The following is a 20,398-nucleotide window of genomic DNA, read 5'->3' on the forward strand; positions in this document are numbered from 1 at the left end:
CCGCGCGTTCAAAAAAATCAAACCTGCGGGGGCACGCCGCTTCGGGGCGGGGCAGTACCATGGCCCCCATGGACGCAGCCCTTAGCCAGATCATCGACCGCGTGCGCGACAGCGCCGAGCGCCAAACCCCGCTGCGCATCCGCGGCGGCGGCACCAAGGACTTTCATGGCCCGGGCGCGCCGCTGGACATGCGGCCGCTGGCCGGCATCGTGAGCTACGAGCCCAGCGAGCTGGTGGTCACGGCCCTGGCCGGCACGCCGTTGGCCGAGCTGGAGGCGCTGCTCGCGCAGCATGGCCAGAGCCTGCCGTTCGAGCCGCCGCGCTTCGCGCCCGGCGGTACCGTGGGCGGCATGGTGGCGGCCGGCCTGTCGGGGCCGGCGCGCGCCAGCGTGGGCGCGCTGCGCGACTATGTGCTGGGGGTGGAGATCGTCAACGGCCGCGGCGAGCTGCTGCGCTTTGGCGGCCAGGTGATGAAGAACGTCGCCGGCTACGACGTCTCGCGCCTCATGGCGGGCAGCTGGGGGCAGCTGGGCGTGATCACCGAGGTCAGCCTCAAGGTGCTGCCCGTGCCGCCGGCCGAGGCCACGCTGCGCTTCGACTGCGGCCAGGCCGAGGCCCTCAGGCGCCTGCATGCCTGGGGCGGCCGGCCGCTGCCGCTCAACGCCAGCTGCTGGGTCGAGGACGGCGGCCGGGGCCAGCTCTACGTGCGCCTGCGCGGCGCGCGTGCGGCGGTCGATGCTGCCTGCCGCGGCATGGGCGGCGAGCTGCAGGACGCGCCCAATGTGCCCGACGACTGGCAGGCCTGCCGCGACCAGCGCCTGCCCTGGTTCACGGCGCGCGCGCCGGGCCATGCGCTGTGGCGCCTGTCGCTGCCGCAGACGGCGCCGGTGCTGCAGCTGCCCGCGGGCGTGGCGGCGCCGCTGCTCGAGTGGCATGGCGGCCTGCGCTGGGTGCAGGCGCCGCCGCAGCACGGCGATGCGCTGCGCGCGCTGGCCGCGCAGGCGGGCGGCACTGCATCATGTTTTGTAGCTGATAACGCTGATGGGGTGGGCGTTGGAGCCACTTTTGATGCAAATTCCGCGGCGCTGGCCAGCATTCACCGGCGGCTCAAGAGCGCATTCGACCCGGCCGGCATCCTGAACCCCGTCTAGCCATGCGCCTGCTGCGTCACCTGACCGGGCGGCATCGCACCACGGTTGCCAACCGCACGCTGGGCCTGCTGCTGGCCTTCAATGCCGGAGCGGTGAACGCGGGCGGCTTTCTGGTGGTGCACATGTACACCTCGCACATGACGGGCGTGGTGGCCTCGCTGGCGGACCACCTGGTACTGGGTCAGATGGCGCTGGTGCTGGCCGCGGTGGGCACGCTGTGGGCCTTCATGTCGGGCGCCGGCAGCACGGCCATCATGGTCAACTGGGCGCGCCAGCGCCACCTGCGCAGCACCTATGCGCTGCCGCTGCTGCTGGAGGCCGTGCTGATGCTGCTGTTCGGCCTGGCCGGCGCCGTCACGCTGGCCTGGCCGACGCCGTTTTCCGTGCCGCTCACGGTGCTGCTGCTGGCTTTTCTGATGGGCCTGCAGAACGCGGTGGTGACCAAGATGTCGTCGGCCGAGATCCGCACCACGCATGTGACCGGCGTGGTCACCGACCTGGGGATAGAGATCGGCAAGGCCTTGTACTGGAACCGCAGCGGCACGCCGCCGCAAGCCCTGGTGCGCGCCAACCGCACGCGCCTGCGCCTGTTTGCCAGCCTGCTGGCCATGTTCACGGTCGGCGGCGTGGTGGGCGCGGCGGGTTTCAAGTACGTGGGCTTTGTCTGGGTGGTGCCGCTGGCGGCCATTCTGCTGGCACTGTCGCTGCCGCCGCTGCTGGCCGATATGGACCGCCTGGCGGCGCTGTGGCGCGCCTGGCGTGCGCGCCGGCCCCATTGAATCCACAGTTCACAGCCAAGGATCCGCCATGCAGACCCAGCTCGCACCCCAGTACCAAAACACGCCCGAAGGCCAGGAGGCCGAGGCCATCCTGCGCAAATGCGTGCACTGCGGCTTTTGCACCGCCACCTGTCCCACCTACCAGCTGCTGGGCGACGAGCTGGACGGCCCGCGCGGGCGCATCTACCTGATCAAGCAGGTGCTGGAGGGCCAGGAGCCCACGCGCAAGACCCAGCTGCACCTGGACCGCTGCCTGACCTGCCGCAACTGCGAGAGCACCTGCCCGAGCGGCGTGCAGTACGGCCACCTGGTGGACATAGGCCGGCGCATCGTCGATGCCAAGGTGCCGCGCCCGCGCGGCGAGGCCGCGGTGCGCTGGGCGCTCAAGGAGGGCCTGCCCTCGCCGCTGTTCGCGCCCGCCATGAAGGTCGGCCAGGCCGTGCGCGGCCTGCTGCCCGAACGCCTGCGCGCCAAAGTGCCGCCGCGCCAGGCTGCGGGCGCCTGGCCTGCGCGGGCGCACGCGCGCAAGGTGCTGCTGCTCGCAGGCTGCGTGCAGCCCGCCATGGCGCCCAATATCAACGCTGCCACGGCGCGCGTGCTCGACGCCGCGGGCATTGAGACCCTGGTTGCGCCCGAGGCCGGCTGCTGCGGCGCCGTCAGGTTCCACCTGAACGACCAGGAGGGCGGCCTGGCCCAGATGCGCGCCAACATCGACGCCTGGTGGCCTTATATCGAGCGCGGCGAGGTGGAATGCATCGTCATGAACGCCTCGGGCTGCGGCGTCACGGTCAAGGAATACGGCCACCTGCTGCGCCTGGACCCGCGGTATGCCGACAAGGCGGCGCGCGTGAGCGGCCTGACGCGCGACCTGTCGGAGCTGCTGCCCGAGCTGGTGCCGCTCTTGAAGGAGCGCGTGCGCCCCGCCGGGCGCGCCTTTGCCTACCACCCGCCCTGCACGCTGCAGCATGGCCAGAAGCTGCGCGGCGGCGTGCAGCAGCATATGGCGGCGCTGGGCTTCACCCTGCGCGTGGCGCGCACCGAGTCGCACCTGTGCTGCGGCGCGGCCGGCACCTATTCCGTGCTCAATCCTGAGCTGTCCTGCCAGCTGCGCGACCGCAAGCTGGGTGCCCTGGGCGAGGCCTTCCCCGAGCAGCCGCCCACGGCCATCCTGTCGGCCAACATGGGCTGCATCACGCATCTGCAAAGCGGCACGGCGATACCCGTGAAACACTGGGTCGAATTGCTGGATGAGGCATTGCTGGCATGATCGCGGGTTTTGATCTGCCGCGCCGCATCGGCCATGCCGCGCGTTTTTGAGCCATGAACGACACCGTGAACGACGCACCACAACCGCCATCCGCCGAAGCCGTGCCACCCGCCCAGCCCGTGGCCAGCCCCGCTGCCGGGGCCGCCGCGGGCGAGCAGGGCGCACCGCGTGAGCGCCGTGCGGGCCGCCGCGGCGGACGTCGCCACTCCGGGCGCGCGCAGAGCCCGCAGGCCGCCGCCGCCGACCCGGCCGGTGCCGGCAAGCCACAGCCGCGCCGCGCCACCCACCCCTTGCTCGAGCAACTGGCCGGCTGGTACCCGCAGCTGTTTGGCGCGCAGTTCCTGCCGCTCAAGCGCGGCATCTTCCACGACCTGATGGCCGCGCACGGCGAGGCTATCGACAAGGACGCGCTCAAGCTCGCGCTGTCCATCCACACGCGCTCCACGCGCTACCTGAATGCCGTGGCCCAGGGCCTGCCGCGCCATGACCTGCAGGGCCAGCCCGTGGAGGACATGGCGCCCGAGCATGTGCACCACGCGCTGCTGGAGGTGTTCCGCCGGCGCAAGCCGCGCGATGGCGAGGACCTGGCGGACAAGCTGCGCCGCCGCATTGCCCAGGCTTTCGAGGCCTCGGGCCTCACGCGCGAGGCCTATGACGCCCTGGTGCGCGGCCGCGACGAGCGTGCCAACACCCTGCTCGACGCGGCCTTTGCCGAGGTCGCCGAGCGCGACGCCAAGGCCGAGGCCCTGGCGCGTGCCTTCGAGGCCAGCGGCGCCACGCCCGAGCAGTTTGCCGACATGTACGGCATGGATGCGCGCGCCGTGCAGCGCGCCCTGGCACGCGCGCAGCAGCTGCGCCGCGCCTGATCCCTGAGCGGGCGCCAATATGTGGCTGGGCGTGTCGCTGTTCTACGTGGGCGCCGTGCTGTGCCTGAACGGCCTGTGGATGCGCGGGCACATTGCGGACCGCGAGATCTGGGTCATCAACCTGTTTGCCGGCCTGGTGTCGCTGGCCATAGGCCTGTGCTCCATCTTCGGCCCCATGGCGGACGAGGTCTCGGTGAGGAACGGCGCGTTGACGCTGCTGTTTGCCTTCACCTACCTGTGGGTGGCCATCAACCGCTTCAGCGGCGCCGACGGGCGCGGCCTGGGCTGGTTCAGCCTGTTCGTGGCGCTTACCGCCGTGCCCGTGGCGCTGGAGACCCTGGCCGGCGCGCACAGCCTGCTGGACTGGTGGATGGGCGCCAATTGGGCCGCCTGGGCCGTGCTGTGGGCGGCGTTCTGGGCCTTGCTGGCCCTGGGCCGCGACATAGGGCGGGCCACGGGTGCGCTATGCCTGGTGCAGGGCGTGCTGACCGGATGGCTGCCGGGGTATCTGCTGCTCGCCGGACGGCTTTGATGTGTTATTAAATAAATAGCATCGTGCGCATGCTGGGTATGCGCAAATGGCCTGAAAGGCAACAATTGTTTGGCCCGTGACAGCTAGCAAGACCGCGGGTCTTCGCTGCACGCCTGCGGCATGGTCAGCGCCGCTCTGCGCGCATCCTGCATGGGCAGGCCCTGGCGCCGGATGCGCAGTGTGTCGATGTTTTTTACGATTTTTCCAGAGGAAACCTGCGCTCCCGGAAAAAGTTCAATCAAATCAAGGCCTATTTTCGGTGGCACGAATACTGCTTCTCATTTTCCAGGTGTCATTTCCTACGTCACCTGGAAAGGAATCGATATGTGCAAGAAACTGGTTCCGATGGCAACGACGATTCTCCTGGCGCTCAGCTCATCGGCGTATGCAAATAGTTTCGTGAACGGCGGCTTTGAGGACGGCAACCTCAATGGCTGGCTGGGCGGCGGCGGTACTTGGACTGGCAGTCCTGCGCCGCCCGTCAATCCCGCGACCTACAACGCGGGCACGCCCAACAACACCCTCATGACCGTCGGTGTCGATCCGATCACCGGAGCCGCCCAGGTCTACAGTGGCAACAACTCGGTCCGGGTCAACGACAGCGTGAACGACTACTCCGTCTCGACCCTGCGCCAGTCGGTGACCAACTACACCGACAACAACATCTTCTTCGCCTGGAATGCGGTGCTGCAGGCCTCCCATACCCTGACAGACTCCGACTACTTCTCCCTCACCCTGAGGGATGACACGGACGGCGTAGACCTGGTGAGCCGCGCCTACAGTTCGGCAGGCGCCATTGGCTCGGGGACGACGGGCGTGACCTGGACTCCGTTCCAGTCCGGAGGTTGGTTCTCCTCGGGCTGGGTAGTGGAGCAGATTGACCTGCTGGCGCTGGGCGCGGTGGGGCATGACTTCACCCTGACGCTGCTGGCCTCGGACTGCCCCTATGGCGGCCATGCCGGCTATGTCTACCTCGACGGCTTTGGCTCCGTCATCCCGCCCGGTGGGTCGGTGCCTGAGCCTGGTTCGCTGGCCCTGCTGGGCCTGGGCATGGCAGGCCTGGCCGTTCTGGGCCGCCGCCAGAAAAAAGCCGGCTGATGTAAGGGATGGGTGAGCCTTTCGTGGCATGGGACGGTGCGGGCAGGGGCGCAATCCTGCTGTTCCCGTCCCGGATGCCGCGTGGTCAAGCGGTGTGCTGCCCGCACATGGCCGCTTGATCCGCCTGGGACAGTCCGCTCAACCAGGCGGGGGCCATTACTTGCTGCGCATTGCGGTACGCAGCTGCGGCAAGCTGGCCAGCAGCGCTGCCAGCAGGATCAAGGCACCGCCCGCCAGCGTGCCGGCCGTGAGCCGGGCCGCGTCCAGCAGCACCGACGAGCCGCTGGCGAACACCACCTCCGACAGCATGACCACCGCCGTCGTGCCCGCCGCCAGGCGTGCGGCGCCAAACTGCAGGGCCCAGTTGCCCACCATCAGCAACAGCGCCAGCAGCGCGGCCACGGCGACCCAGGTGGTGTTGGGTGGCGGAAACGCGCCCACCAGCCCCATGGATCGCCCCAGGTTGGCCGCCAGCAGCGCCAGCAGCATGCAGCCGCCGAACATGGCGAACATGCGCGCCTGCCCCGGCACGGCGTGCAGGCGGCGCAGGGTGACATTGGTCACGGCAAACATGAAGCCCCCCAGCAGGGCCAGCGCATCGGCCAGCGTCAGTGCCGCGAGCAGGCGCCGCGCCCCGCCCTCGGCGGGCCACAGCACCAGCAGCACGCCGCAAAAGGCCAGCAGCAGCCGCATCAGCGCCTGCGGCGTGGGCCGCTCGCCCAGGATGCGCCAGGCCAGCAGCACGGCCCAGGCTGGCATCAGGTAGAACAGTAGGATCACGCGCACCACGTCGCCGATGGTGATGGCCCAGTTGAAGGCCACATTGTTCAGCCCCGAGCTCAGCGCCAGCAGCCACAGGCCTGGGTGGGCACGCAACTGCGCCAGGACGCCGGGGCGCAGCGCCAGCATGCCTGCGAGGATGGCGCAGTACATCAGCGCCGTGGCCCACAGCGGGTGCAGGCCCGCGTCATGCATCTGCCGAAACGGCCACCAGGACAGGCCCCAGACGAAGGCGTTGAACAACAGGGCCAGGATGGGGAGGGGTGAATGCATGTAATAAATGCCGCTAACGCGCATCAGTAAAGCGCATACAGCTATCAAAAATGGGACTGTTCGAGCCTGCCCGGGGGCATCATCGAGGCGCGCATTGTGCCGCTGTCAGCCGCCCCCGCGGTAAAGGCCGATCAGTTCGCGGTCGCTGATCGGCTGCGCGGCGCGCCGACCAAAGAAATACACGCTGCCTGCCGCGTCGCTGCCGGCGGGCGTGCGCAGCGTGAGGGGGTCGAGCCAACGCCATGGGATGGACAGCAGGGTGCCGGCAAGATTGAGCAGGCGCCGGGACCATCGTCCCCGCGAGAAGCTGACCAGGAAAGAGTGCCATGCGCTGCCCAGCACCCAGCCCGGTCCCAGGGCGGGGCCAGAGTCGATCTCGCTGTAGTGCCGGAAAAGACGGCGGTGACCCAGGTGCGTGAAACGGGTGAAATCGTACGCCCCCATGTGCACGGGCTGCAGGAACGGGGTAGCGGCATAGACCCATCCGTCGTGGACCAGCACCCGCCGCATTTCCGCCTCCACCCGCTGCGGGTCGGCGACATGCTCGAGCACTGCGACGGCCACCACCATGTCGAAGCTGGCGTCGGCGAACGGCAGATCGTGCGCATCGGCCAGACATGCAATGCCGTCCGAGAACGACACATCGGTGTAGGTGAAATCGGCCGCCTGGTCGAAGCGCACGACACCGGCGCCGATCACTAGGATCCGGGGGCGGCTGCGTTGCCGGCAGACCTCCGTGATGGCCGCCGAGGAGGAGGTGCTGGCGGATGCGGTTCCCCAGTCCTTCAGAAATCGCATCAGCTGGCGATAGCCGCTGCGCAGCCCATGGGTGCTGTCGATATGGGTGCCGTAGGCGGCGCCCTCATACATGCTGGAGTCGGTGAAATCGTCGCGCGTGAACACCGAGCGCTCGTCGACGATGAGCACGGGCGTGCCGCGCCGCACAGGGTAGGCCTGCGCGCAGGCGGCGCAGCGCATCGCGCCCGCCTCGGGGTGCAGCGCGCCATCGTGGCATGCGGGGCACCAGAACTGTTGTGTCAGCGCCGGTGTGTCGGGCCCCCTGGATGCGTTGCTTGACTCCTGATGCATGGCGTCTGCCTCCTTGGCGCATATCTTGCCATTGCGCACGCAGTCGCGCGCCGGTCCCGGTCAGTGCTGATCCAGGCGCGCTATCCTGCGCAGCTGCACCATTTCCTTGGGGTAGTGGCGCACGTTGTGGGCATGCCAGCGCAGGATCACCAGCATCACCAGCGCCACCAGCAGGCCGAAGGCGGCGATGGCGCCATAGGCCGACAGGCCCCATTTGGTGAACAGGCTGTAGAGCACGCCCATGCACAGGATGGCCGCCTGTTCGTTGAAGTTCTGCACCGCGATGGAGCGCCCCGCGCCCATGAGGTTGTGGCCGCGGTGCTGCAGCAGCGCGTTCATGGGCACCACCAGGAACCCGCCCAGGCCACCCAGCACGATCAAAAACGGCACGGCCAGCCAGATGCTGTGGATGGCGTTCATGAGGATCACCACCAGGCCCATGGCCACGCCCAGCGGCAGCACGCGCGTGGCCTTGTCCAGCTGCGTGCGGGTGGAGGCCAGTACCGCCCCGGCGGCCGTGCCAATGGCCACCACGCCTACCAGGGCCGAGGCCTGCGTGGTGCTGTAGCCCAGGGCCACAGCGCTCCAGGCCAGCACGATGTAGCGCAGGTTGCCCGACACGCCCCAGAACAGCGTGGTGGTGGACAGCGAGATCTGCCCCAGCTTGTCGCGCCACAGGCGGGTATTGCAGGCCCAGAAGTCCTGCAGCAGCACCAGCAGCTGGCGCGACATGGGCCGCATGGGAGCCCCGGTCAGCGGAATGCGCAGGTTGAAGCCCGCCGCCAGCATGTACACCGGCACCAGGGCGAGGATGGCGGTCTCGGCCGGCAGGTCCAGCCCCAGGTCCACGCCCGGCATGTCCAGACCCAGCAGCAAGCCGGAGACATGCGGCGCCACCAGCTGGCCGCCCAGCAGCACGCCCAGGATGATGGAGGCGATCGTCAGCCCCTCGATCCAGCCGTTGGCCTTGACCAGCTGCGAGGTCGGCAGCAGTTCGGTGAGGATGCCGTACTTGGCCGGCGAGTACGCCGCCGCGCCCAGGCCCACCACGCCGTAGGCCAGCAGCGGGTGCGAGCCGAACAGCATCATCAGGCAGCCAACCACCTTGATGGCATTGCTGATGAACATCACGCGCCCCTTGGGCATGGAGTCGGCAAACGCGCCCACGAAGGGCGCCAGCAGCACATAGAACAGCGCGAACATGGGCACCAGGGCGGCACGCTGCCACTCGGGTGCGCCGCTGGTGCGCAGCAGCTCCACCGCGGTCACGAACAAGGCGTTGTCGGCCAGCGAGCTGAAGAACTGCGCCGACATGATGGTGTAGAAACCGCGCTTCATCGGATGGCTGGTGCTTCCACCGGCATGGCCGATGGTTTGTGATATTTGGAAACACTCCGCGGAGCGACGGGCGGTTATATCACGCAGCCCCGCGGGCCCGGTGCCAGAATGGCCCCCGTCGCTACGTGAAAACTCTGCCCCATGCCGCGCCCCATCCTCGCCACCATCCACCCCGCCGCCGTGCAGCACAATCTGGAGCGCGCGCGCCGCGCCGCGCCCGATGCGCGCCTGTGGGCTGTGGTCAAGGCCAATGCCTACGGTCATGGCATCGAGCGCGTGTTTGAGGGGCTGCGCTCGGCCGACGGCTTTGCCCTGCTGGACCTGACCGAGGCGCAGCAGCTGCGCGCCCTGGGCTGGCGCGGCCCCATCCTGCTGCTGGAGGGGGTGTTCGAGCCGCGCGACCTGGAGCTGTGCTCGCGCCTTTCGCTGTGGCATGCCGTGCACTGCGACGCGCAGATCGACTGGCTGGCGGCGCACAAGACCCAGGTGCCGCACCGTGTGTTCCTGAAGATGAATTCCGGCATGAACCGCCTGGGCTTCACTCCCGAGCGCTACCGCAGCGCCTGGGCGCGCCTGAATGCGCTGCCGCAGGTGGACGAGATCTCTTTCATGACGCATTTTTCCGACGCCGACGGCGCGCGCGGCATCGCCCACCAGGTGCAGGCCTTTCACCGCGCCACGCAGGACCTGCCGGGCGAGCGCTGCATCGCCAACAGCGCCGCCATCCTGCGCCACGGCGGCGAGGCGGATGTGCGCCTGGACTGGGTGCGCGCCGGCATCGTGCTGTATGGCAGCGCGCCCGACCACCCCGGGCGCACCACCGCCGACTGGAAGCTGCAGCCGGCCATGACGCTGACCGCGCGCATCATCGGCGTGCAGCAGCTGCAGGCGGGCGACACCGTGGGCTACGGCTCGCGCTTCACGGCCGAGGGGCCGCTCGCCATCGGCGTGGTGGCCTGCGGCTATGCCGACGGCTATCCGCGCCACTGCGACACCGGCACCCCGGTGCTGGTCAACGGCGTGCGCACGCGCACCATCGGCCGCGTGAGCATGGACATGCTCACCGTGGACCTGACGCCCGTGCCCGGCGCCGGCCTGGGCGCCGAGGTCACGCTCTGGGGTCGCGCCGCCAATGGCGCCGTGCTGCCCATTGACGAGGTGGCCCAGGCCGCGGGCACCGTGGGCTATGAGCTGATGTGCGCGCTGGCGCCGCGCGTGCCGGTGGCGGTGCAGGACTGACCGCCGCGGTTCCCTCCGCGGCTGGAGGGGGCGCCGGCATCTTGCCGGCATCAGGCGGTCAGTGGCCGCCTCGGCCTTTTCAGGCCAGCGCCCGCTGCACCGCCGGGCGCTGCGCCATGCGCGCGTAGTGCGCCGCCACCCTGGGGAACTGCGCAATATCGACGCTGTCGCTCTTGAGCCAGCCCGCCATGGTGAACAGGTAGCCATCGGCCACCGTGTACTGCTCCCCCAGAACCCAGGGCTTGTCGCCCAGGTAGTGACGCTCGATCAGGGCAAAGCACTCGGTCATGTTGGCCGGCACCTTGCGCTGCATGGCGGCCTGGGCCTCGGGCTCGTCGGCCCAGCGGCTGGCGCGCGGGCGGTGGGCGTGGGCCACATGTACCGTGGATGCCAGGAAGCTGTGCAGCTCCTGCATGCGCGCCAGGGCGAAGGGGTCGTCCAGTGGCGCCAGGCGCGCCTGTGGAAAGCGCTGCGCCACGTACATCAGCAGGGCCGGGGTCTCGGTGAGCACGCCGTGCTCGGTGACCAGTGCCGGCACCCGGCCCTTGGGGTTGATCGCCAGGTATTCGGGCGAGCGCTGCTGCTGGCTGGCGAAGTCCATGCGCACTGCGGTGTACGGCGCCTGCGCCTCCTCCAGCGCAATGCGCACGGCCTGGGCGCAGGTGCCAGGGGCGTAGTACAGGGTCAATGCCGTCATGTTGATGCTCCTTTAATGAGAGCTGCTTGCGCAGTCTAGTCAATGGTTTTGTGCTAATTTATCGCAAATCCGGATGCCCTGGGGCCGCACTGGGCGAGTGGGCGGGCGTTTTTCCGGGGGCGATTGTCACCGTCTATAGTGCCCACCCCATGGCCAAGGACAAAACCCTCTACACCTGCAACGAATGCGCCACCACCAGCCCGCGCTGGCTCGGCAAATGCCCTGGCTGCGGCGCCTGGAACACGCTGATCGAGTCCGTGCCCGAGGCTGGCCGCGGCAAGAACCGCCTGAGTGGCGCGGGCCAGTACGCGGGCCTGGCGCAGGCGCAGGCGGTGATGCCGCTGGCCGCCATCGAGGCCAGCGAGGTGGCGCGCACCGCCAGCGGCATCGAGGAGCTGGACCGCGTGCTCGGCGGCGGCGTGGTGGAGGGCGGCGTGGTACTCATCGGCGGCGATCCGGGCATCGGCAAGTCCACGCTGCTCTTGCAGGCCATGGACGCGCTGCACCGCGTGGGCCTGCCCACGCTGTACGTGACGGGCGAGGAAAGCGGCGCCCAGGTGGCGCTGCGCTCGCGCCGGCTGGGGCTGGAGGGCAGCCAGGTGAGCGTGCTGGCCGAAATCCAGCTGGAAAAAATCCTCGCCACCATCGAGGCCACGCAGCCCGCGGTGGCGGTGATCGACTCCATCCAGACCGTCTATTCCGACCAGCTCACCAGTGCGCCCGGCTCGGTGGCCCAGGTGCGCGAATGCGCGGCCCACCTCACGCGCCTGGCCAAGGCCACGGGCATCGCCGTGATCCTCGTGGGCCATGTGACCAAGGAGGGCGCGCTCGCCGGCCCGCGCGTGCTGGAGCACATGGTGGACACGGTGCTGTACTTCGAGGGCGACACGCACAGCAGCTTCCGCCTGGTGCGTGCCATCAAGAACCGTTTCGGCGCCGTGAACGAGATCGGCGTGTTCGCCATGACCGAGCGCGGCCTGAAGGGCGTGGCCAACCCCAGCGCGATCTTCCTCTCCCAGCACAGCGAGCCGGTCCCGGGTAGCTGCGTGCTGGTCACGCTGGAGGGCACGCGCCCGCTGCTGGTGGAGATCCAGGCGCTGGTCGATGGCGGCGGCCCCAGCCCGCGGCGCCTGTCGGTAGGGCTGGAGCGCGACCGCCTGGCCATGCTGCTGGCGGTTTTGCACCGCCACGCGGGCGTGGCCTGCGCGGACCAGGACGTGTTCGTCAACGCCGTGGGCGGCGTGCGCATCAGCGAGCCCGCGGCCGATCTGGCGGCGATGCTGGCCATCACCAGCAGTCTGCGTGGCCGGGCCCTGCCCAAGGGCTTCATCGCCTTCGGCGAGGTGGGCCTGGCCGGCGAGGTGCGCCCCGCGCCGCGCGGCCAGGAGCGCCTGAAGGAGGCCGCCAAGCTGGGCTTCACCATGGCCGTGGTGCCCAAGGCGAATGCACCCAAGAAGCCCATCCCCGGGCTGGAGATCCACGCCGTGGAGCGCGTGGATGAGGCCATGGCCGCCGTGCGCGGCCTGGGCTGAAGCACTTATCAGTCTTGGGCTTCGAAGCCCGATGCCTTGACGATGGGGCTCCAGGCGGCGCGCTCCTTGAGCATGCGCTCCCGGGCGTCCGCGCCGGACTTGCCCACGACCTCCAGGCCGAGGTCTTCGAGCCTGGCAGCCGTGGCCGGGTTGCGGGAGGCCTTGACGAAGGCCTCCTGCAGGCGCGCCTTGAGCGGCTCGGGCGTGGCGCCGCTCACATAGGCGCCGTACCAGCTGGTGGCGTGCTCGAACTGCTTGTAGCCCTGCTCGAACGCGGTGGGCACCTCGGGCAGGGCCTTGATGCGGCGCGTGCCGCTGACTCCCAGGAAATGCAGCTTGTTGCCCCGGTACAGCGGCATCATGCTCGCGACGGCATCCCAGCCCATGGAGACGTTGCCGGCCACCACGTCCACCAGCATGGGTGTGGCGCCGCGGTAGGGCGTGGGGGTGACGCTCAGGCCCAGTTCCTTGCTCAGCGCGAAGGCGCCCAGGTGGCCGGCGCTGCCTATGGATGCCAGCCCCAGGCTGCCCTGGGCGGGGTTCTTCTTGAGCCACTGGACATACTGGTCCATGGTCTTGTAGGGCGCGTTGACGGCGGTGGCGATGACGGTGGGCACGTCGGTCAGCAGGGCCACCGGCACCAGGTCCTTGTCGGGGTCGTAGCTGAGCTTCTTGTAGGTCAGCGGGAAGATGGTGAACATCGGCGACGGGCCGATGAAGATGGTCTTGCCATCGGCCGGCGCCTTCTTCACGTAGTCCAGGGCCAGGCGCGAGGATGCGCCGGGCTTGTTCTCGACCAGCACGTTGCCCAGGCCGTCCTGGCGTAACTGCTCGGCGTAGATGCGCGCCAGCGAATCGGCCGCGCCGCCGGGCGCGAAGCCCACCACGATGCGCGTGAAGTCGCCTTCCTGGGCGCGTGCGGCCGGGGTGGATGCGAGGGCCAGGGCGGCCAGGGCGGCCAGCGCGCCGGCGAGCAGCGCGTGGCGGCGTGAGTATGTCGTCATGGGGGTGTCTCCAAGTCTTGGGTTTAGCGCATGTCAGGCCAGGCCTGCAGCAGGTTGAAAGAAGTCTCCAGGCAGGCCGCGGCCTGCAGCATGTGCGCATCGGCGAACATGGGGGCGACGATCTGCAGGCCCACCGGCAGCCGCTCGGCGTCGAAACCGCACGGGATGCTGATGGCCGGGTGGCCTGTCATGTTGAACGGCATGGTCCAGGGGTACCAGTTGGCGCGGATGTCGCCCAGCTCGATACCGTCGATCTCCATGCGGTCGAAGATGTCGGTGCCCAGCGGCAGCGCCGTGCGCGTGAGCGTCGGCATGACCAGGAAGTCCGCGCCGTCCAGCCAGCCCTGCACGGTGTGAAACAGCCGGGAGCGCGCGAACATCGCGTTTTGGTAGTCGAGCGCGCTGTAGTCCTGCGCGCTCTCGATCTGGCGCCTGAAGGTGGCGCTCAGGGCGTCGCCATGCTGCTGCACCAGCGGCGCGAAGCGGGCACGCCAGACGGTGTGGTTCACCGTGCGCCAGAGGGGCTCGATGTCCAGCTCGGCCTCGAACGGCTCCACGCTGCCGCCCAGCGACTCGATATGGCGCAGCGCCTGGCGGAAGACCTGCTCCACCTGCGCCGATACGCGGCGCCCCTGCGGCGTGAGGTTGTAGCGAAAGCGCTTGCCGCGCAGGTCGCGCGCCTCCCGTACTGCCTGTGCATAGTCCACGCTCGGTCGCCCCAGGGACCAGGGGTCGCACGCGTGGGGGCCGGCCATGGCGTCCAGCATCAGCGCCGTGTCCAGCACGGTGCGCGTGGTCGGCGTGGCGTAGGTCTGGTTGCCGAAGAGGTCCAGCGCCTGGCTGTGCGGCACCACGCCGATGGTCTGCTTGATGCCCACCACGCCATTGCAGGCGGCCGGGATGCGGGTGGAGCCGCCGCCATCGGTGGCGATGGCCAGCGGCGCCATGCCGGCCGCGACGGCCACCGCCGCGCCGCCGCTGCTGCCGCCGCAGGTGTGGCGGGCGCTCCAGGCATTGCGCGTGGCGCCGAACAGCGGGGCGTCGGTGAAACCCTTGGAGCCGAACTCGGGCGTCGTGGTCTTGCCGATCAGGATCGCTCCCGCGTCGCGCAGCCGTGCCACTGACACTGCGTCCTGGTCGGGGACGTTGTCGCGCATCGGGACCACCCCGAAGCTGGTGGCGACGCCCCGGGTGTTGACGATGTCCTTCACCGAGAACGGCACGCCGTGCAGCGCGCCCAGGGCGTCGCCGCGCATGAGGGCGGCTTCGGCGGCCCTGGCCTGCGCCAGCGCCTGGTCGGCGCACACGGTGATGAAGCAGTTCAGCCGGGGCTGCTGCGCCGCCACATGGTCGAGGATGGCAGCGGTGGCCTCCACGGGGGAGAGGCGCTTGCCGCGTATGGCGCGGGCCAGTTCGGCCGCGGGCCATTGCCACAATTGGGGGGGCATGCCCGCGAGCGGGGCGGAATCGTCGTTCACTCTGTATTGCCGTCCTGGCGCCATGCCAGGGCGGAGCGTTGTCTCCAAGATCCGGGGATTATTGGCTGCGGGCAGGCCGCGGCGCAATGTCGGGAACTACGCACGAACCACAGCCGTGCAACCGGCCGCGCATAGGACAATGCGGCCATGAATTGGCGCAAGATTTTCATTCCGCTGGGCATTGTCGTCCTCGTCATCGCCGCCTACCGGGCCTATGGCCCGCAGGGCATCCTCACCGTGAGCGGGGGCCTGGTCATGTGGGGGTTGCTGCATTACACGCGCCTCATGAACGTGATGCAGAAGGCGCGGCACAGCCCGGTCGGCTACGTGGGCAGCGCCGTGATGCTCAACGCCAAGCTCAAGCCCGGCGTGAACCTGATGCATGTGGTGGCCATGACGCGCGCGCTCGGCGAGCAGCTCTCGGCCGAGGGCCAGGAGCCCGAGGTCTACCGCTGGACGGATGGCACGCAGTCGCACGTCACCTGCGAATTCGTGGGCGGCCGGCTGGCGCGCTGGGAACTGGTGCGCCCCGCGCCGCGCCAGGACGCGACGCCGGCCAGTGGGTCGTAAAATCGCGGGCTTTGCGACCTTCGCAGTTCTCTAAAGGATCACCATGAGCCCCGTTGTTCCCTCCATGGCCGACCGTGACGGCAAGATCTGGATGGATGGCCAGATGGTGGACTGGCGCGATGCCAAGATCCACGTGCTGACCCACTCGCTGCACTACGGCTGTGGCGCCTTCGAAGGCGTGCGCGCCTACAAGACGGCGCAGGGCACGGCCATCTTCCGCCTGCAGGAGCACACCGACCGCCTGTTCAACAGCGCCAAGATCCTGCGCATGCAGATGCCGTTCACCAAGGACGAGGTGAACGAGGCGCAGCGCGCCGTGGTGCGGGCCAACAACCTGGAGTCCTGCTACCTGCGCCCGCTCACCTGGATCGGCTCGGAAAAACTGGGCGTCTCGCCCAAGGGCAACAAGATCCACCTGATGGTCGCGGCCTGGGCCTGGGGCGCCTATCTGGGCGAAGAGGGAATGCAGCGCGGCATCCGCGTCAAGACCAGCAGCTTCACGCGCCACCACGTCAACATCACGATGACGCAGGCCAAGGCCTCGAGCAACTACACCAATTCCATCCTGGCCAACATGGAGGCCCTGGACGACGGCTACGACGAGGCCCTGCTGCTGGACAGCGCCGGCTTCGTCTCCGAGGGCTCGGGCGAGAACGTGTTCATCATCAAGGACGGAGTGGTCTACACGCCCGACCTGTCGGCCGGCGCCCTGAACGGCATCACGCGCAACACCGTGCTGCACATCTGCAAGGACCTGGGCCTGGAGCTGGTGCAAAAGCGCATCACGCGCGACGAGGTCTACATCGCCGACGAGGCCTTCTTCAGCGGCACGGCCGCGGAGATCACGCCGATCCGCGAGCTTGACCGTGTGCAGATTGGCAGCGGCAGCCGCGGCCCGCTCACGGAAAAGATCCAGACGGCCTTCTTCGACATCGTCAACGGCCGCAATCCCAAGTACGCCAACTGGCTCACCAAGGTCTGAACGCACCATGACACAAGCAATCGTTGAACTGCTCGCCAAGGACCTGGACGGCAATGGCGGCGTGCACTGCCCGAATCCCAAGGCCGACATGAAGCTGTGGAGCAGCCATCCCCGCGTCTACCTGGACATCGCCCACCAGGGCCAGGCGCAGTGCCCGTATTGCGGTACCGTGTACCAGTTGAAGGCCGGTGAGGTAATCCACGGCGGGCATTGATCCTCGGCAGCCCGGCTACCGGGTTGCGGCCATTGGTGCCATTCATTGGCGCCCTCAATCTATACAAGACATGGCGCGACCGCTGAGGGTGCTGCATTTTGTGACGGGCGGGTTTTCCGGCGCCACCCAGGTGGCGGTGGACCTGTGCCTGGCCGCGCAGGGCGAGCCTGACATGCAGACCTTGCTGGTGCTGCGGCGCAAGCGCAATACCTCGGCGGCGCGCGTACAGCAGCTGCGCGATCAGGGGCTGCAGGTGCGGCTGGTGTCCAACTGGTTGCATGCGCTCACGGTGTGGGAGCTGCGCAAGATCATGCGCGCCTGGCGCCCCGATGTAATCTTCGCCCACGGCTTCAGCGACCATATCTGGGGTCGGCGCGCTGCGGTGGCCGAGGGCGTGCCGCGCATCTATCACGTCGAGCACAACGCGCGCGAGCGCTATACGCCACGGCGCCTGCGCCAGGCCCTGGCGCTGCAGCCCCATACCCAGGCCAGCATTGGTGTATCCGAAGGCGTGCGCACGGCCCTGGTAGAGCGCGGCTTTGCGCCAGACAAATGCCTGGCTATTCCCAACGGTATTGCGCTGGAGCGCTTTCCCGCCAGCCTGCTGCCGCAGCGCTGGGAGCAGCGCGAGGCAGCCATCCTCATGGCCTCGCGCTTTGCGCGGCAAAAGGACCATGCCACCCTGATCCAGGCGCTGGGCCTGCTGCGCGAGCGGGGGCTGACGCCGGTGCTGTACCTGGCCGGCAGCGGCAGCGCACGCCTGCGCCGCAAGGCCGAGGCCCTGGTGCGCCGGCTGAGCCTGCAGGAGCAGGTGCGGTTCCTGGGCAATGTGGCCGACCTGCCGCAACGCTTGGCCGCTACCCAGGTGTTTGTGCTGTCCACCCACTGGGAGGGCATGCCCCTGGCCCTGGTCGAGGCCATGGCCGCTGGTTGTGCCTGCGTCGGCTCGCAGGTGCTGGGCGTGCGTGAGGTGATTGAGCATGGCCGTACCGGCCTGCTGGTGGAGCAGGCCGATGCCGGCGCGCTGGCCGATGCGCTGCAGCGGCTCTTGCAAGACCCGGCGCTGGCCCTGCGGCTGGGGCAGGCGGCACGCAGCCAGGCGCTGGCGGTTCATGGGCGTGACGCCATGTGGCAGCGCTACCGTGCCCTGCTGAATGAGCCCGGAGCACGGCATTAGATGGTCAAGACAAACAAGATCTCTTGCGGGGTGACATCCCTGGCCGCCTTTTTGCTGGCGGCGCTGGCACTCTGGGTGCCCTCCGGGTACTCCTACGGGGCCGCGCTGCTGCTGCTGGGTGCGCTGTGCTTTGCGCCGCGCTGGCTACGCCAGCGCCCGGAGTCGGCGACGGTATGGCTGGCGTTGTTGTTGGTCGGCATGGGGTGCATGTGGTTCTTCCTGTCGCTAGACCACGGTGCCGGGCGCTGGGACAAGGGCAGCAAATGGCTCCTGGGCGTGCCTTGCCTGCTCTTTCTTGCCGCCTATCCGCCGCGGCCGCAGGCGTTTTTCGCAGGCGTGCCCATTGGCTGCATCGGCATGGGAGGGCTGGCTGCCTGGCAGACCTGGGGGCAGGGGCTTGAGCGGGCGACCGGGTTTACCAACACCATCCAGTGGGGCAACCTGGCCTTGTTGCTGGCCTGCATGGCCCTGGCGTGTGCCACCGTGTTCTGGCGCCTGCGTTCGTGGCCATGGCGGCTCACGATGGTCCTGGCCGTGGTGGCTGGGATGGCGGCTTCGCTGCTGTCGCAATCGCGCGGGGGCTGGCTGGCGCTTGGACTGGTATTCCCGCTGTGGTTGCTGCAGGTTCGGCAGATCCGGCCCCGGCTGTTTGGGCGCGTATTGGGGCTGTCGCTTGTTGCGCTTGCAGCAATCATTGCCGTACTGGTGCTGACCCCCAGCCTGAACGAAAGAATCGCTCTCGCGGTGACCGAGATAGACAGTTATCTGACCACCGGAAATGGAAACACCTCGCTGGGCAATCGCCTGGATCAGTATCGTCTGGCAGCGCAAATGATTCCGCAAAAACCCTGGTTCGGTTGGGGTGCACATGGCTTTGTGGAAGAAATGCAGCGACGCGTGGCCAGCGGCGAGTTTGCCCAGGCCCAGGTGCATTACCCGCAGATCCACAACGACTTCCTGGATATCTGGGTCAAGGTGGGCGTATTCGGTGTCGCGTTGCAGGCGGCACTGTTTGCCTACGTGTGGTATTTGTTCTGGCCTAGCCGCCAGCGCCTGCAGCAATGGCCGGAAGACACATCCAGCTGGCACTATGCGCTGGCGCTACGCGCCATGGGCAGCCTGGTGCCTGCGTGCTACCTGGTGTTTGGCATGTCGCAACCGTTTTTCAACCACAACAGCGGGATCATGTGTTTCGTGTTCTACGTGGCGGTGCTGTGGTCGGCACTGCGCGGGATGGAGCGGGGCGTGTGGCAGCCACCGGGTGATAAGACTGGGGCTGTGCCATGACCTGGCTGAGCATACTGGTGCCGGTCTACAACGTTGAGCGCTACCTGGAGGAGTGCCTGAGTTCGGTGATGGAGCAACTGCCGGCCGAGGGCGGCGTGCAGGTGCTGGTGCTCGATGACCGCTCCACCGATGGCTCCTGGCAGCTGATGCAGCAGTTGAGCCAACGCTGGCCCGGACGGCTGCAGTTGCTGCGGCACGAGCGCAACAGCGGCCTGAGCGCGGCGCGCAATACCATGGTGGATGCCGCCACGGGCGACTACCTGTGGTTTTTGGATTCCGACGACAAGCTGCTGCCCGGCGCCATTGCCGGCCTGCAGGCCATCGTGGTCCAGCATGCACCCGACGTGGTGCTGTGCGACTTCCGGGTCTGGCGTGAGCGTGCGCGGCTCAAGCACCGGCTGCGCGGCGAGGGCCACCGGCGCAGCTTCGACGGCCCCGCCGGCCGCCTGGTGCGCGACCGCGGCCGGCTGCTGGCGGGCATGCTCATGACCGGCGAGCTGCATGCCTGGTCCAAGCTTTCGCGCCGCGCTCTGTGGGGCAGTGCCGATGGCTCTGGCCTGCGCTTTCCCGTGGGGCGCTACTTCGAGGACATGGCCACCATGCCGCTCATGGCGCTGCGTGCCGACAGCTTTTTCTACGAACCCCGGCCCTGGGTGGCCTACCGGCAGCGCGGCAATAGCATCCTGGCCACCATGACCACGCCCAAGGCGCTGGACCAGTCGGCGGCGCTGCTGCCCCTGGCCCAGGCCCTGCAGGGCCGGCCCGAGTTGCAGCAGCCTGGCCTGCGCCTGGCGCTGGCGCACCAGGCCGCGCGCGCCCTGGTGGGGGCCATGCGCCATGTTTGCCAGGGCAAGCTGGGCGATGCGCAGCCGCAGCCATCGGTTCTGGCCGAGCGCTTGAGGCAGAACTTCCGCGCCGCCTCGCCTTTGAGCCCCGAGGAGTTGGCACGCGCCTATCTGCGGCGCGGCTGGTGGCTGCGCCGGCGCAAGTTCCTGCGTTGGTTCCATGCCATGCCCGCCGCATAAATCAAGATATGCAAGCGGGA

The 20,398-nt window shown here is 68.7% G+C and carries 20 protein-coding genes; 14 read left to right on the forward strand and 6 right to left on the reverse strand.

Features of this window, described 5'->3' with window-relative positions:
- Nucleotides 1-68: 68 nt before the first annotated feature.
- From glcE to P7644_RS01610, 6 genes are all read left to right on the forward strand, one after another.
- Entirely contained in the window at nt 69-1,151 is a 1,083-nt protein-coding gene (gene glcE, locus P7644_RS01585; protein ID WP_404301269.1) for a glycolate oxidase subunit GlcE, read from the forward strand.
- 2 nt (nt 1,152-1,153) lie between these two features.
- Nucleotides 1,154-1,930, forward strand: coding sequence for a YoaK family protein (locus P7644_RS01590; protein WP_404301270.1), 777 nt, complete (start codon nt 1,154-1,156; stop codon nt 1,928-1,930).
- A gap of 28 nt (nt 1,931-1,958) precedes the next feature.
- Nucleotides 1,959-3,197 carry a glycolate oxidase subunit GlcF gene (gene glcF / locus P7644_RS01595; protein ID WP_404301271.1) on the forward strand — a complete coding sequence of 413 codons (1,239 nt, stop codon included), beginning with the start codon at nt 1,959-1,961 and terminating at the stop codon, nt 3,195-3,197.
- 53 nt (nt 3,198-3,250) lie between these two features.
- The gene (locus P7644_RS01600) at nt 3,251-4,063 is read left to right on the forward strand and encodes a ProQ/FINO family protein (protein WP_404301272.1); all 813 of its coding nucleotides are present in this window, start codon (nt 3,251-3,253) and stop codon (nt 4,061-4,063) included.
- Nucleotides 4,064-4,082: 19 nt separating this feature from the next.
- On the forward strand, nt 4,083-4,595 hold the full coding sequence (locus P7644_RS01605; protein WP_404301273.1) for an AmiS/UreI family transporter: 513 nt from the start codon (nt 4,083-4,085) through the stop codon (nt 4,593-4,595).
- 399 nt (nt 4,596-4,994) lie between these two features.
- On the forward strand, nt 4,995-5,693 hold the full coding sequence (locus tag P7644_RS01610; protein WP_404301274.1) for a PEP-CTERM sorting domain-containing protein: 699 nt from the start codon (nt 4,995-4,997) through the stop codon (nt 5,691-5,693).
- Nucleotides 5,694-5,849: 156 nt separating this feature from the next.
- On the opposite strand, the gene P7644_RS01615 is transcribed toward P7644_RS01610, so the two are convergent.
- The 3 genes from P7644_RS01615 to lplT all read right to left on the reverse strand — a co-directional run bounded on the left by P7644_RS01615 (nt 5,850) and on the right by lplT (nt 9,173).
- Nucleotides 5,850-6,746: a DMT family transporter gene (locus P7644_RS01615; protein ID WP_404301275.1), complete on the reverse strand. Its 897-nt coding sequence runs from the start codon at nt 6,744-6,746 to the stop codon at nt 5,850-5,852.
- Nucleotides 6,747-6,851: 105 nt separating this feature from the next.
- Entirely contained in the window at nt 6,852-7,835 is a 984-nt protein-coding gene (locus P7644_RS01620) for a methyltransferase domain-containing protein (RefSeq protein WP_404301276.1), read from the reverse strand.
- Nucleotides 7,836-7,895: 60 nt separating this feature from the next.
- Nucleotides 7,896-9,173 carry a lysophospholipid transporter LplT gene (gene lplT / locus P7644_RS01625; protein ID WP_404301277.1) on the reverse strand — a complete coding sequence of 426 codons (1,278 nt, stop codon included), beginning with the start codon at nt 9,171-9,173 and terminating at the stop codon, nt 7,896-7,898.
- A gap of 141 nt (nt 9,174-9,314) precedes the next feature.
- Between lplT and alr the strand changes: the two genes are divergently transcribed.
- Nucleotides 9,315-10,412: an alanine racemase gene (gene alr / locus P7644_RS01630; protein ID WP_404301278.1), complete on the forward strand. Its 1,098-nt coding sequence runs from the start codon at nt 9,315-9,317 to the stop codon at nt 10,410-10,412.
- A 79-nt stretch (nt 10,413-10,491) separates the two neighbouring features.
- On the opposite strand, the gene P7644_RS01635 is transcribed toward alr, so the two are convergent.
- Entirely contained in the window at nt 10,492-11,109 is a 618-nt protein-coding gene (locus P7644_RS01635; RefSeq protein WP_404301279.1) for a glutathione S-transferase family protein, read from the reverse strand.
- Between the two features lie 149 nt (nt 11,110-11,258).
- On the opposite strand from P7644_RS01635, the gene radA reads away from it, so the two are divergent.
- The gene (gene radA / locus P7644_RS01640) at nt 11,259-12,641 is read left to right on the forward strand and encodes a DNA repair protein RadA (protein ID WP_404301280.1); all 1,383 of its coding nucleotides are present in this window, start codon (nt 11,259-11,261) and stop codon (nt 12,639-12,641) included.
- A gap of 8 nt (nt 12,642-12,649) precedes the next feature.
- On the opposite strand, the gene P7644_RS01645 is transcribed toward radA, so the two are convergent.
- Together P7644_RS01645 and P7644_RS01650 are read right to left on the reverse strand one after the other, a co-directional pair.
- Nucleotides 12,650-13,645: a Bug family tripartite tricarboxylate transporter substrate binding protein gene (locus P7644_RS01645; RefSeq protein ID WP_404301281.1), complete on the reverse strand. Its 996-nt coding sequence runs from the start codon at nt 13,643-13,645 to the stop codon at nt 12,650-12,652.
- A 23-nt stretch (nt 13,646-13,668) separates the two neighbouring features.
- On the reverse strand, nt 13,669-15,093 hold the full coding sequence (locus P7644_RS01650; protein ID WP_404301282.1) for an amidase: 1,425 nt from the start codon (nt 15,091-15,093) through the stop codon (nt 13,669-13,671).
- 177 nt (nt 15,094-15,270) lie between these two features.
- Between P7644_RS01650 and P7644_RS01655 the strand changes: the two genes are divergently transcribed.
- The 6 genes from P7644_RS01655 (at nt 15,271) to P7644_RS01680 (ending at nt 20,378) form a co-directional block, all read left to right on the forward strand.
- Nucleotides 15,271-15,693, forward strand: coding sequence for a glycerate kinase (locus P7644_RS01655; RefSeq protein ID WP_404301283.1), 423 nt, complete (start codon nt 15,271-15,273; stop codon nt 15,691-15,693).
- 43 nt (nt 15,694-15,736) lie between these two features.
- Nucleotides 15,737-16,675, forward strand: coding sequence for a branched-chain amino acid transaminase (locus tag P7644_RS01660; RefSeq protein WP_404301284.1), 939 nt, complete (start codon nt 15,737-15,739; stop codon nt 16,673-16,675).
- Nucleotides 16,676-16,682: 7 nt separating this feature from the next.
- Complete coding sequence (locus P7644_RS01665) at nt 16,683-16,889, forward strand: zinc-finger domain-containing protein (RefSeq protein ID WP_404301285.1); 207 nt, start codon at nt 16,683-16,685, stop codon at nt 16,887-16,889.
- 70 nt (nt 16,890-16,959) lie between these two features.
- The gene (locus tag P7644_RS01670) at nt 16,960-18,066 is read left to right on the forward strand and encodes a glycosyltransferase (protein ID WP_404301286.1); all 1,107 of its coding nucleotides are present in this window, start codon (nt 16,960-16,962) and stop codon (nt 18,064-18,066) included.
- Between the two features lie 51 nt (nt 18,067-18,117).
- Nucleotides 18,118-19,353, forward strand: a complete 1,236-nt coding sequence (locus P7644_RS01675) for an O-antigen ligase family protein (protein ID WP_404301287.1) — start codon at nt 18,118-18,120, stop codon at nt 19,351-19,353.
- Complete coding sequence (locus P7644_RS01680; protein ID WP_404301288.1) at nt 19,350-20,378, forward strand: glycosyltransferase family 2 protein; 1,029 nt, start codon at nt 19,350-19,352, stop codon at nt 20,376-20,378. The genes P7644_RS01675 and P7644_RS01680 overlap by 4 nt, the downstream gene beginning before the upstream one ends.
- The last annotated feature ends 20 nt before the right edge of the window (nt 20,379-20,398 follow it).

This window comes from Alicycliphilus denitrificans (assembly GCF_044792555.1).
GTDB classification, from domain to species: Bacteria; Pseudomonadota; Gammaproteobacteria; order Burkholderiales; family Burkholderiaceae_C; genus Alicycliphilus; species Alicycliphilus denitrificans_A.